At 42.4% G+C, this 13,123-nt stretch carries 8 protein-coding genes, 2 tRNA genes and 3 rRNA genes; 6 read left to right on the top strand and 7 right to left on the bottom strand.

Annotated elements, in window-relative coordinates; translation table 11 throughout:
• Positions 1-21 precede the first annotated feature (21 nt).
• Positions 22-723, bottom strand: a complete 702-nt coding sequence (locus EL244_RS00290; protein ID WP_006816094.1) for a FadR/GntR family transcriptional regulator — start codon at positions 721-723, stop codon at positions 22-24.
• 532 nt (positions 724-1,255) lie between these two features.
• On the opposite strand from EL244_RS00290, the gene EL244_RS00295 reads away from it, so the two are divergent.
• The 6 genes from EL244_RS00295 to EL244_RS00320 all read left to right on the top strand — a co-directional run bounded on the left by EL244_RS00295 (position 1,256) and on the right by EL244_RS00320 (position 7,329).
• Positions 1,256-2,796: ribosomal RNA gene (locus EL244_RS00295) — 16S ribosomal RNA — on the top strand.
• 65 nt (positions 2,797-2,861) lie between these two features.
• A tRNA-Ile gene (locus tag EL244_RS00300) sits at positions 2,862-2,938 on the top strand.
• A gap of 130 nt (positions 2,939-3,068) precedes the next feature.
• A tRNA-Ala gene (locus EL244_RS00305) sits at positions 3,069-3,144 on the top strand.
• Between the two features lie 313 nt (positions 3,145-3,457).
• Positions 3,458-6,366: ribosomal RNA gene (locus EL244_RS00310) — 23S ribosomal RNA — on the top strand.
• A gap of 134 nt (positions 6,367-6,500) precedes the next feature.
• Positions 6,501-6,616, top strand: a 5S ribosomal RNA gene (gene rrf, locus EL244_RS00315).
• Together the 16S, 23S and 5S rRNA genes with 2 tRNA genes alongside form the textbook arrangement of a ribosomal RNA operon.
• Before the next feature lie 287 nt (positions 6,617-6,903).
• Positions 6,904-7,329 carry a hypothetical protein gene (locus EL244_RS00320; RefSeq protein WP_126457907.1) on the top strand — a complete coding sequence of 142 codons (426 nt, stop codon included), beginning with the start codon at positions 6,904-6,906 and terminating at the stop codon, positions 7,327-7,329.
• A 151-nt stretch (positions 7,330-7,480) separates the two neighbouring features.
• On the opposite strand, the gene EL244_RS00325 is transcribed toward EL244_RS00320, so the two are convergent.
• The 6 genes from EL244_RS00325 to EL244_RS00350 form a co-directional block, all read right to left on the bottom strand.
• A complete protein-coding gene (locus EL244_RS00325; RefSeq protein WP_126457910.1) occupies positions 7,481-8,836 on the bottom strand; it encodes a 3-deoxy-7-phosphoheptulonate synthase class II in 1,356 nt (451 codons plus the stop codon).
• Between the two features lie 230 nt (positions 8,837-9,066).
• Positions 9,067-9,474, bottom strand: coding sequence for a cupin domain-containing protein (locus EL244_RS00330; protein WP_006814017.1), 408 nt, complete (start codon positions 9,472-9,474; stop codon positions 9,067-9,069).
• 32 nt (positions 9,475-9,506) lie between these two features.
• Entirely contained in the window at positions 9,507-10,034 is a 528-nt protein-coding gene (locus tag EL244_RS00335; protein ID WP_006814016.1) for a prephenate dehydratase domain-containing protein, read from the bottom strand.
• A 22-nt stretch (positions 10,035-10,056) separates the two neighbouring features.
• Positions 10,057-10,755, bottom strand: coding sequence for an RraA family protein (locus EL244_RS00340; protein WP_126457913.1), 699 nt, complete (start codon positions 10,753-10,755; stop codon positions 10,057-10,059).
• 382 nt (positions 10,756-11,137) lie between these two features.
• On the bottom strand, positions 11,138-12,787 hold the full coding sequence (actP, locus tag EL244_RS00345) for a cation/acetate symporter ActP (protein WP_006814014.1): 1,650 nt from the start codon (positions 12,785-12,787) through the stop codon (positions 11,138-11,140).
• Positions 12,784-13,095, bottom strand: a complete 312-nt coding sequence (locus EL244_RS00350) for a DUF485 domain-containing protein (RefSeq protein WP_006814013.1) — start codon at positions 13,093-13,095, stop codon at positions 12,784-12,786. Before EL244_RS00350 ends, actP begins: the two co-directional genes overlap by 4 nt.
• Positions 13,096-13,123 lie beyond the last annotated feature (28 nt).

Below are 13,123 nucleotides of genomic sequence, written 5' to 3' on the forward strand. Positions count from 1 at the left end.
AGTATATTGAGCAGGACTGTCCTATAGATGTGTTTTATTGACCGTTGTTAATAACTTATAGCAGAGATCGAGTGCTTGGGTACTATCTCCGTTGATAATAGCATCCGCGAGTTGCTGATGAATATTAACTTCTATTGCACCATTCTCTGCGATCGTATCAAAATAAAGTTGATACACAGACCTAAACAAATTAGCAAAAGAAACTAAAAACGGATTACAGCAAGCGTGGTAAATAGTTAGATGAAAACGATAATCGACTTTTACCCATTGTTGTTTATCAAATGCTTGGGACAACGCTAACATTTCATTCGCCAATAACTGTAACGATTGTTTTTGTTCTTTTGTTGCGTTTAGTGCTGCTAGGTAACAAGCATGAGGCTCAATGGCAAGGCGTACGACTTGAAAGTGTTTTATTACTACTGACTGCTCTTCACTATTAATCCACCAACGTAGTAAATCCTGATCGAGAAAATTCCAATTTGATGAAGGCATAACGCGAGTTCCAATTCTAGGGCGCGCTAGAACCATTCCTTTTGCAGCTAAAATTTTAATGGCTTCCCTAATGGCTGTACGGCTAGCATTGAATTGTTGAGATAGTTCTAATTCACTAGGTAGAATTGAGTCAGATAAATAGGTTTCTTTTAATATTAGCTGTCCAAGATTCTGTGCAATGATAAAAGAAAGGTTCTTTTGTGATGCATTTTGCTGTTTACTCAATTCCATAATTCATCTCATACCGATATTAATGGTTAATATGTTACGTGAGTAAATGAATTATTGCTGCTGAAATAGTCAAATAACAGTCGTAATTTGGGGATATAAGTCATATTTGGCTAAAAAAAACGCGAACAAAATAAAAATGCAAAAAAAAACTTGCGAGATTTCGGCAGCTCCCTATAATGCGCATCCGTTGTCACGATAAACCGGTTCGAAGAAAACCTCGAAGCCCGCGTGATAACAGAGGTGAGAAAGAAAATAGTTGAAAATAATCACTTGACTTTCTAAATAAAAAACGTAGTATACAACACCTCGCGACAACGACCTAGACGTCGAAAATCGAAAGATTAAGTCGCACCGCTCTTTAACAATTTATCAGACAATCTGTGTGGGCACTCACAAGACACTATCAAAAAATATTTGATTTTAAAGTCTTGAAGAGTGACTAACACGTTAATTCATATATATGAACTAATAGGTAATATGTTTTCTTCGGAAAGCATACGACAGTAAACATTCTTTGAGCATCAGACACTTTTAATTGAAGAGTTTGATCATGGCTCAGATTGAACGCTGGCGGCAGGCCTAACACATGCAAGTCGAGCGGTAACAGGGGAAGCTTGCTTCTCGCTGACGAGCGGCGGACGGGTGAGTAATGTATGGGGATCTGCCCGATAGAGGGGGATAACTACTGGAAACGGTAGCTAATACCGCATAATCTCTAAGGAGCAAAGCAGGGGAACTTCGGTCCTTGCGCTATCGGATGAACCCATATGGGATTAGCTAGTTGGTGGGGTAATGGCTCACCAAGGCGACGATCCCTAGCTGGTCTGAGAGGATGATCAGCCACACTGGGACTGAGACACGGCCCAGACTCCTACGGGAGGCAGCAGTGGGGAATATTGCACAATGGGCGCAAGCCTGATGCAGCCATGCCGCGTGTATGAAGAAGGCCTTAGGGTTGTAAAGTACTTTCAGTTGGGAGGAAGGCGTTGATGCTAATATCATCAGCGATTGACGTTACCAACAGAAGAAGCACCGGCTAACTCCGTGCCAGCAGCCGCGGTAATACGGAGGGTGCAAGCGTTAATCGGAATTACTGGGCGTAAAGCGCACGCAGGCGGTTGATTAAGTTAGATGTGAAATCCCCGGGCTTAACCTGGGAATGGCATCTAAGACTGGTCAGCTAGAGTCTTGTAGAGGGGGGTAGAATTCCATGTGTAGCGGTGAAATGCGTAGAGATGTGGAGGAATACCGGTGGCGAAGGCGGCCCCCTGGACAAAGACTGACGCTCAGGTGCGAAAGCGTGGGGAGCAAACAGGATTAGATACCCTGGTAGTCCACGCTGTAAACGATGTCGATTTGGAGGTTGTTCCCTTGAGGAGTGGCTTCCGGAGCTAACGCGTTAAATCGACCGCCTGGGGAGTACGGCCGCAAGGTTAAAACTCAAATGAATTGACGGGGGCCCGCACAAGCGGTGGAGCATGTGGTTTAATTCGATGCAACGCGAAGAACCTTACCTACTCTTGACATCCAGAGAATTTAGCAGAGATGCTTTAGTGCCTTCGGGAACTCTGAGACAGGTGCTGCATGGCTGTCGTCAGCTCGTGTTGTGAAATGTTGGGTTAAGTCCCGCAACGAGCGCAACCCTTATCCTTTGTTGCCAGCACGTAATGGTGGGAACTCAAAGGAGACTGCCGGTGATAAACCGGAGGAAGGTGGGGATGACGTCAAGTCATCATGGCCCTTACGAGTAGGGCTACACACGTGCTACAATGGCGTATACAAAGAGAAGCGACCTCGCGAGAGCAAGCGGAACTCATAAAGTACGTCGTAGTCCGGATTGGAGTCTGCAACTCGACTCCATGAAGTCGGAATCGCTAGTAATCGTAGATCAGAATGCTACGGTGAATACGTTCCCGGGCCTTGTACACACCGCCCGTCACACCATGGGAGTGGGTTGCAAAAGAAGTAGGTAGCTTAACCTTCGGGAGGGCGCTTACCACTTTGTGATTCATGACTGGGGTGAAGTCGTAACAAGGTAACCGTAGGGGAACCTGCGGTTGGATCACCTCCTTACCATTGAAGTGTTTTTGTGAAGTGCTCACACAGATTGTCTGATGAAATAGAGTAACGGTATCGATAGGCTTGTAGCTCAGGTGGTTAGAGCGCACCCCTGATAAGGGTGAGGTCGGTGGTTCAAGTCCACTCAGGCCTACCAAATCGAATAAATACTGCGTTATAGATTAACTCGTTTACTCATGTAAACGTCGTCAATCTATGCCTGGTCTTGATTCGATTAACTCTGAATTTCTTGCGAAAAGAAAAATCGATACTGGAATTACCTTTATGGGGCTATAGCTCAGCTGGGAGAGCGCCTGCCTTGCACGCAGGAGGTCAGCGGTTCGATCCCGCTTAGCTCCACCATAAATTTTTCTGATTATTCAGAATAGATTAGTCAAATAGTCTATTGCGAATAATTATGCTCTTTAACAATCTGGAACAAGCTGAAAATTGAAAACAACGCACATTGTTTTGCTTAAACAATGTGAGAGTCTCTCAAAAAATCTCAACTTGAAGATGTTCTCTGAACATTCGAGTCGACGAGCGACATGAGTTCAAGGCAGACAGCGCACAGCAAGCGCAGCGTACTTAAGGTACGTGAGCATTGCGAGCACTGACTAACGCCGAAATCATGAAGCACAGTCACTCGTTGTAAGAAGACACCTTCGGGTTGTGAGGTTAAGCGACTAAGCGTACACGGTGGATGCCTAGGCAATCAGAGGCGATGAAGGACGTGCTAATCTGCGAAAAGCGTCGGTAAGGTGATATGAACCGTTATAACCGACGATATCCGAATGGGGAAACCCAGTGCAATCCGTTGCACTATCGTTTGATGAATACATAGTCAAACGAAGCGAACCGAGGGAACTGAAACATCTCAGTACCTCGAGGAAAAGAAATCAACCGAGATTCCCCTAGTAGCGGCGAGCGAACGGGGAACAGCCCAGAGTCTTAATCAGCATTAGCATCAGGAGAACGGTCTGGAAAGGCCGGCAGTATAGGGTGATAGCCCCGTATCCGAAGGTGTTAGTGTTGTGAACTCGACGAGTAGGGCGGGACACGTGTTATCCTGTCTGAATATGGGGGGACCATCCTCCAAGGCTAAATACTCCTGATTGACCGATAGTGAACCAGTACCGTGAGGGAAAGGCGAAAAGAACCCCGGCGAGGGGAGTGAAATAGAACCTGAAACCGTGTACGTACAAGCAGTGGGAGCCTTGATTTATCAGGGTGACTGCGTACCTTTTGTATAATGGGTCAGCGACTTATATTCTGTAGCAAGGTTAACCGTATAGGGGAGCCGTAGGGAAACCGAGTCTTAACTGGGCGAATGAGTTGCAGGGTATAGACCCGAAACCCGGTGATCTAGCCATGGGCAGGTTGAAGGTTGGGTAACACTAACTGGAGGACCGAACCGACTAATGTTGAAAAATTAGCGGATGACTTGTGGCTGGGGGTGAAAGGCCAATCAAACCGGGAGATAGCTGGTTCTCCCCGAAAGCTATTTAGGTAGCGCCTCGTGAACTCATCTTCGGGGGTAGAGCACTGTTTCGACTAGGGGGTCATCCCGACTTACCAACTCGATGCAAACTACGAATACCGAAGAATGTTATCACGGGAGACACACGGCGGGTGCTAACGTTCGTCGTGAAGAGGGAAACAACCCAGACCGCCAGCTAAGGTCCCAAAGTCATGGTTAAGTGGGAAACGAAGTGGGAAGGCTCAGACAGCCAGGATGTTGGCTTAGAAGCAGCCATCATTTAAAGAAAGCGTAATAGCTCACTGGTCGAGTCGGCCTGCGCGGAAGATGTAACGGGGCTAAACCATGCACCGAAGCTGCGGCAGCGATATGTAAATATTGTTGGGTAGGGGAGCGTTCTGTAAGCCTGCGAAGGTGTGCTGTGAGGCATGCTGGAGGTATCAGAAGTGCGAATGCTGACATAAGTAACGATAATGCGGGTGAAAAACCCGCACGCCGGAAGACCAAGGGTTCCTGTCCAACGTTAATCGGGGCAGGGTGAGTCGACCCCTAAGGCGAGGCAGAAATGCGTAGTCGATGGGCAACGGGTTAATATTCCCGTACTGGTGATAATTGCGATGGGGGGACGGAGAAGGCTAGGCTGGCCGGGCGACGGTTGTCCCGGTTTAAGGATGTAGGTGGGTGAATTAGGCAAATCCGGTTCACTATACACTGAGGTCTGATGACGAGTCACTACGGTGGCGAAGTAGCTCATGCCCCGCTTCCAGGAAAAGCCTCTAAGCTCTAGATTATCATTAATCGTACCCCAAACCGACACAGGTGGTCAGGTAGAGAATACTCAGGCGCTTGAGAGAACTCGGGTGAAGGAACTAGGCAAAATGGTGCCGTAACTTCGGGAGAAGGCACGCTGGCATTAGGTGAAGTCCCTTGCGGATGGAGCTGAAGCCAGTCGAAGATACCAGCTGGCTGCAACTGTTTATTAAAAACACAGCACTGTGCAAACACGAAAGTGGACGTATACGGTGTGACGCCTGCCCGGTGCTGGAAGGTTAATTGATGGGGTTATCCGTAAGGAGAAGCTCTTGATCGAAGCCCCAGTAAACGGCGGCCGTAACTATAACGGTCCTAAGGTAGCGAAATTCCTTGTCGGGTAAGTTCCGACCTGCACGAATGGCGTAATGATGGCCAGGCTGTCTCCACCCGAGACTCAGTGAAATTGAACTCGCTGTGAAGATGCAGTGTACCCGCGGCAAGACGGAAAGACCCCGTGAACCTTTACTATAGCTTGACACTGAACATTGAGCCTTGATGTGTAGGATAGGTGGGAGGCTTTGAAGTGTGGACGCCAGTCTGCATGGAGCCAACCTTGAAATACCACCCTTTAATGTTTGATGTTCTAACGTGGCCCCATTATCTGGGGTGCGGACAGTGTCTGGTGGGTAGTTTGACTGGGGCGGTCTCCTCCCAAAGAGTAACGGAGGAGCACGAAGGTTGGCTAAGCATGGTCGGACATCATGCGGTTAGTGCAAAGGCATAAGCCAGCTTGACTGCGAGAGTGACAGCTCGAGCAGGTACGAAAGTAGGTCTTAGTGATCCGGTGGTTCTGAATGGAAGGGCCATCGCTCAACGGATAAAAGGTACTCCGGGGATAACAGGCTGATACCGCCCAAGAGTTCATATCGACGGCGGTGTTTGGCACCTCGATGTCGGCTCATCACATCCTGGGGCTGAAGTAGGTCCCAAGGGTACGGCTGTTCGCCGTTTAAAGTGGTACGCGAGCTGGGTTTAGAACGTCGTGAGACAGTTCGGTCCCTATCTGCCGTGGGCGTTGGAAGATTGAAAGGGGCTGCTCCTAGTACGAGAGGACCGGAGTGGACGCACCACTGGTGTTCGGGTTGTCATGCCAATGGCATTGCCCGGTAGCTAAGTGCGGAAGAGATAACCGCTGAAAGCATCTAAGCGGGAAACTTGCCTTGAGATGAGTCTTCCCTGACCCTTTAAGGGTCCTAAAGGAACGTTTAAGACTAAGACGTTGATAGGTTGGGTGTGTAAGCGTAGCGATACGTTGAGCTAACCAATACTAATGAACCGTGAGGCTTAACCTGACAACACCGAAGGTGTTTTAGAGAGATAAAGTTGATTTTCAATAGCGAGTGAGAAGCCGAAAGGTGAGGGACACACAGCTTGTTCAGGATTGATATTCTGGTTACCAAAAGGTAACGGGAATAAACAGAATTTGTCTGGCGGCAATAGCGCGGTGGTCCCACCTGACCCCATGCCGAACTCAGAAGTGAAACGCCGTAGCGCCGATGGTAGTGTGGGGTCTCCCCATGTGAGAGTAGGGAACTGCCAGACATTAAATTAGCCGAGAAGCCACCCATTGGGTGGCTTTTTTGCGTTTAAAGATCACTGAAATAATTCTAATCATTATTTACCAGATATTGTTTTTAGCTCTATCCCTCACCTTATTATCATCACGTTTGTAGATAAAAACGCCATTAAATGTAAATGCGATAGATTAACATTGTTAAATTGATGTTTAATTATATTGGTAATACACTATTAAAAATGGTTATTTTTATCTAATCAAGTTATTGCGTAGCTAAAAGGATGGATTTATGTTCATCCAATAGGTGGATAAAATGAAAAGCAAGAATAGTGAAATATTTGAACAGATTATTTCTGTTAGTAAACAGCAAGAAAATGAATTTAATAATGGTCAGGATGGTGCTCTAATTCTTTCTTTATTAGTGATATTTTTAATTCCGCTCTCTTTGTTTGTTATGATGAAAAGTTATGTAGGAATGGATAATAGTCTTATCGCTACTATTGGGGTTGTTGCACTAAGTTTATTGATTGCTATCGTTTTATATAAATCGTTGAAAATCAATACTCGTTTTATTGAAAAACGCCCTATGTTAGAGAGACTTCTATCTCAATATAGTCCGAATGATAAAAATGAATTTGAGAAATTACAGAGTGAAAGCCAGCGTGAACCAAGCTTACTTTATAAACTCGTTGATGACTGGCTACAAACCGAAAAGATGTTGGCAGTTACGGTTAAATGAAGTGTTAACTTATTTTTATGATAAAAATCTCCCTATACGTACAGGGAGATTTTTGTATGAATTGTTTGTTGATATGCCTAAAGCATGCAGATTGTCGTTTTAGTCAATGTTATTACCAGTTTTGACCAAGAAAATAAGCTAACTCAAGTGACTACATCCTATTTAGTCTAGGGTCACACAGGGTCTGATACTTATAAGATATATCGTTGGTATTGATTTCTTGAAGTCCACCCGTACATTCAGTGACATCTTTTCCTGTCATTTCTAAGTGTAATCCACCAGGGTGTATTCCTGCATTTTTTAATACACTGATAAATTGCAAAACCTCATTTTTCATATCTGAAAAATGCCTTGTTTTATATCCGCTGTTTGTACCCTTTGTATTCCCATGCATTGGATCAATCATCCAAATTACAGGAGCACCGTGGTTTTTTACGGCGGCGATTAGGTTAGGTAATGAATCAAGAATATTATTAACCCCCATTCTGATAATCAATATTATTTTTCCTAACTCATTGTTAGGGTTTAATTTATCAATCAGTTCTATAAGGGTTTCTGAACTTATTTTTGGGCCACATTTAATACCAATAGGATTCTCTATGCCTCTTAAGTATTCAACGTGTGCTTGATCGATATCTCTCGTTCTTTCACCCACCCAGACCATATGAGCTGAGCAGTTATACCATTTTTGATCACTTGAATCCTGTCGTGTCATCGATTCTTCATACGGAAGTAGCAATGCTTCATGGCTGACATACATAGATTTTGAGGTGTTATCTTTGTTAGAAAGATAGCTAGAGGTCCGATAAAGCTCTTCTAAAAAATGTATATAGTGAGACTGTTCGGTTGACCCAGGATAAATTTTTATGTTGCAGCGATAAGAGTACTCGGGAGATTCAGATGAATTCACCGCTCTAATTAAATTCAACGTTGCAGATGAATGATAATATGCGTTCAACATTCTATGGGGGTCAGGTGTCCGGCTGGCATCAGTAAAGTCTAGCCCATTAATAATTTCACCTCGGTAGCTAGGCAGTTCTATCCCATCCTGCGTTTCAAATGGGTTACTACGGGGTTTCGCATATTGTCCTGCGATTCTGCCTATATTGATAATGGGTAGTTTAATTGATTGATGTATTAATCCTGCCATCTGACCAAAAGTATAAATCAGATCTTTAATTACTGTTGATTTACAACTATCAAAGGATTCTGCGCAATCACCTCCTTGTAATATAAAAGCCTTACCTTCTGTAGCGAGGGAAAGTGTTTTTTTAAAATGTCTAATTTCTGAAGCAAGTACGAGTGGCGGGTAGCTTTTTAGACGAGTTTGATAATATTGCAAAGCACACTGATCAGGATATTCTGGGTTCTGCTCAATGGGAAAATCTTTCCATGAAGATGGAGACCATGAATTTAACGAGTTTTTCTTAAAGAAAGGATAGCCTTCAGCGTTAGAAATATCGTCATGTTTTCCCGTAATGACGTCATAATCGAAAGAATGTAACATATCCACTCCTTAACTATGAAACTAGGCACATCTGGGTATTACTGGTGTTTCATAGTTACTATTTGAAATAGAGCATTAGGTCAAAAAAGACAATAACGGCCTATAAAAATGCTAAATGCATCTTTAATGGTTTAATTATCTCAATATATTTAAGGCAAGTAGTCGCCCAATATGGGCAATAATGCTGCTTTAAATTCTGGTGAAAACTAATCTTAAGGTATTAATATCTCCTAGGAACAGTCAGCTTTCTTCTGGGAAGTATTAAGGTAAGTTTCAATCGATCCATTTTGTCTTGCCAAATAGTCTTCTCTAATTGGCGTATACACATCGATAACTTCTGATGGCTCTAGTGCTTCAGCATCATGGGTAGCCCAAGAGGGAATGATAAAAGAGTCACCGGCATGTAAATACACGGTTCTTCCATCAACCGTTAAACGCAATGACCCTTTTAAGATAGTTGTTGCAGTCTCATGTTCATGCACATGCTCAGGAATGATTGCGTGTGGTTTAAACGTCCAAAATGCCATGGTAAAGCCGGTTCCATGGATAAACTTTGCTTGTATTTTACTTTCTTCACCTTCGCTACGGTTCAGATCCATATCGTAGGAGGTCATTTCATTCGATAAAAATAGACTCATGATGCACCCTTATTTTGGGATGAAAGATATGATTAGTTGATTTTTGTATGAATGGAGAATCCCATAGGCACGGGACCAAAATCATGCAAGATAGTTAAGTGATTACTTTCGGCAGCTTTAAGCGTTGTAATGCAGGCATCAACTGTGCCTTTTGCACACTGTAATGCGGACTCACTATTTGAATTAAATAAAATAGACTCTATGCTAGGATTTAAATGATGTATTTCAGAAATTAAATCTTTAGGTGCAGGATGTGAACCTACGGATTTAATTTTCTTAAACTCATTGAATCGACTAGCAAATAACATATTGTGTGTATCCATTACAAAGCAATCTGTTAATTTTAATAAATTTAAATTTTTAAAAACGATATTATGTAAATAAGGATAAACAATACAGCCAAGTAAAATACAGTCTGTATCTTTTTTTATTTTTTCTACTGCATCTTCTAAAGTTTCATGAAGTATGACATTTCCATGAAGTTTTTTTTGCTCTAACCAATAATGAGCAGCTTTTTCACAATTTGTATCTTTAGGTCCTAATGTATGGATGTTAAACATAATATTATTACCTCTCGCTAATTTATATTCTTCCTGTTTCGTTAATTAACTCTGGTAATCGCTGACCAGACTTTATTTTTGTCAACATGGTATTTTCAGTGCTACTAATTGAAATTGCTTCATTAATTACTTTGTCGATTAAATTAAATGGAATAACGACAGAGCCATTTTCATCGGAAATAATTAAATCTCCAGTATGTATAATGTTATCTTCGATTCTACAGCTAGTACCTGTTTCACTGACACAGTAAGCCCCCTGTGTATCAGACGGTATTATGTTACTTGCAATGACTGGGATATCTAGCTCTCTAAGCTCACTGATATCTCTTACTGCTCCTCCTAGGATGATGGCATTAAATCCCAACTTTTGAAAATAGGTACAGCTCATTCCTCCTGCTAGTGCTGCATGCTTGAGTAAATCTCCGGCACCAGCCACGTAGACTAATCCATCAGCAGAGTTCAGTTCAGGTACAAGAAATTGGCGTACTTGTTCCCAAGTTGAGGGTTGTTTATCTGTGATACTTTTCCCTTTTTTAACCAGTCTCCATTGAACGGTATAAGCCTGTCCTACTGTGTAATAATTAGTAATATTTAAAGATAATAACTGATGAGATAATACATCACCGGATTTAAGTCCATCTAATATATCTATAATGGTTGATGTGCTTATTTTAAGTGACTTTATTTTATCTATTATCTTTGAGTCTATTTTTTCCATCATGATTATTTATTTACCTTTAGTTGGAATAATTGGCAATTTAATTAATAGTTCTAATCCATAAAATTAGCAAGGTTAAAAATGTAATAATTTTTAGTAGAATTGTATTAATGGTTATTTTTTTATAAAAAATAAAATTATATTTATATAAAAACAAAGCGTTAGTTATCTAATAATTTTATTGTCATAATTTGTTTTTATTTGGCTATAAGTAAGTATTATTTTTTATATTGTGATTATATGGACTTAGTTTCAATTATTTATTGTTATTATGTTTATTATAAATAAAATAAATATTTTCCATTGTATTAAATTAAGTTATTGTTATTTTAGAAATAAAAAAACGACTCAAAGAGTCGTTTTTCAGAGAAATAAAAATATTGATTTAGTGGGATTTACCTTGCTCTATACCAAGACCAATCTGTGAGCGAATAAATTGCTCTTTAAATCGAGATCTCTCCATCTTACCTTGCTCTGAATTATCCGTAACAGAGAATAACCATGAAGCCACAAATGCGACAAGCATAGAGAAAATGGCTGGGTATTCGTACGGATAAATAGGTTTATCATGGTGTAAAATGGTTACCCAGATTGTAGGGCCTAAGATCATTAACACCACCGCAGTAATGAGCCCTAACCAGCCACCGGCAAGAGCACCACGCGTTGTTAGTTTGCTCCAATACATTGATAGCAGAATGATTGGGAAGTTACAGCTTGCAGCGATGGAGAACGCTAAGCCAACCATGAAGGCAATATTTTGCTTTTCAAATAAAATACCTAAACCGATAGCGACAAAGCCTAAGATAACGACGGTGATTTTGGAGACTCTCAGCTCATCTCGCTCATCTGCTTTCCCATTCTTCATTGCCATCGCATATAAGTCATGGGACACCGCTGAAGCCCCAGCTAAGGTTAATCCAGCAACAACCGCTAAAATAGTGGCGAAGGCTACGGCAGAAATAAAGCCAAGGAAGAAATTGCCACCTACCGCATCGGCAAGGTGAATCGCGGCCATATTGGTGCCACCAATTAATGCCCCTGCGGCATCTTTAAAGGCGGGGTTTGAACCCACCAGAACGATAGCACCAAATCCAATAATAAAGGTCAGTATGTAGAAATAACCGATAAATCCAGTTGCGTAGAATACGCTTTTACGTGCTTCTTTAGCATCACTTACCGTGAAGAATCGCATAATAATATGGGGCAGACCGGCAGTACCAAACATTAATGCTAACCCAAGAGATAGGGCGGATATGGGATCGGAAACTAAGCCTCCGGGACTCATAATCGCAATACCGTTTTTATGAACTGCCACTGCTTCTTTGAATAAAGTATTGAAATTAAATCCAACATGTTTCATGACCATAACCGCCATGAAAGTTGCTCCGGCTAGCAATAAGATTGCCTTGATGATTTGTACCCAAGTGGTTGCTAACATTCCGCCAAACAAAACATAAAGCACCATTAAGATACCGACAATCACCACCGCAACGTGGTAATTCAATCCGAAGAGTAATTCGATCAGTTTACCGGCACCAACCATTTGAGCAATGAGGTACAGTGCCACAACAACCAGTGAGCCGACTGCCGATAATATCCGGATTGGTCGTTGTTTCAATCGATACGAAGCCACATCCGCAAAAGTATAGCGTCCAAGATTTCGTAAGCGCTCTGCAATTAAGAAGAGAATAATCGGCCAGCCAATTAAGAACCCGATGGAGTAGATTAATCCATCGTACCCAGAGGTATAAACTAGCGCGGAGATCCCTAAAAATGATGCTGCTGACATAAAGTCCCCAGCAATCGCCATGCCATTTTGGAACCCGGTAATTTTACCTCCCGCAGTATAGTAATCAGAGCGAGAGCGTGTTCTTTTTGATGCCCAATAAGTGATATATAACGTAAAGCCAACAAACAGCAAGAACATGATGATGGCTTGGATATTGACGGGTTGGCGCTCGACATCGCCAGTTAGTGCCTCAGAAAAAGCCATCGATGAGGTAAAAAACAGAATAAGCGAGAGTAAGACTTTCATTTTTCTACCTCTTGTAAAATTTCCGCGGTTAAACGGTCATATTCCCCGTTTGCACGGATAACATATAAACCCGTTAGGATAAATGAAATAACGATGAGCCCAACCCCAACAGGGATACCTCTTGTGATATAGGAGCCTTCAGAAATGGGGGTTCCTAGCCAGCTAGGATCAAACGCGATAAGAAAAATAAAACCAACATACAGAACTAATGTTATTGCAGATAATAACCATGAAAAGCGACTACGTTTTCTCACCAGTTCTTGGAAGCGAGGGTTATCCTCTACCTTTTCGTAAGCAGTAGCATTCATCAGAGTTCTCCTCTGTTATTGTATAATT

This window comes from Providencia rustigianii, assembly GCF_900637755.1.
GTDB classification, from domain to species: Bacteria; Pseudomonadota; Gammaproteobacteria; order Enterobacterales; family Enterobacteriaceae; genus Providencia; species Providencia rustigianii.